Annotated in this window: 1 protein-coding gene; it reads left to right on the top strand. The window is 73.9% G+C overall.

What is annotated here, in order from left to right:
• On the top strand, nt 1-185 hold a 185-nt coding region (locus L9G74_RS21210), incomplete at its 5' end, for a hypothetical protein (protein WP_238898742.1).
• Between the last annotated feature and the right edge of the window lie 72 nt (nt 186-257).

Here is a 257-nt window from a genome sequence, read left to right as displayed (position 1 = left end):
CCCACGAGCTGGGCGACCCCCACTCCCGGCGCTTCTACGCGGGCCTCCTCTGGAAGGTGGTGGAGGGGAAGCTCAGCCCCCACGCCCTGGTGCACGCCTACCACCGGGCCCGGGCGGCCGTGCGGGAGGGGTACGCCAGACGAGGCGGGGCCTTCCTGCAACACCTCCTCGAGGCGGCGGCCTAGGGGCCCTACCTACCGGCGTGATCCCCGGCCTTCTAGGGGCCTTAGGGCGGGCGAGAGGGGCCTTCTTGGGGC

Source organism: Shewanella electrica, assembly GCF_022321485.1.
In the GTDB taxonomy this organism is placed as follows: domain Bacteria; phylum Pseudomonadota; class Gammaproteobacteria; order Enterobacterales; family Shewanellaceae; genus Shewanella; species Shewanella electrica.
This window is presented reverse-complemented; position numbering and strand designations above follow the sequence as displayed.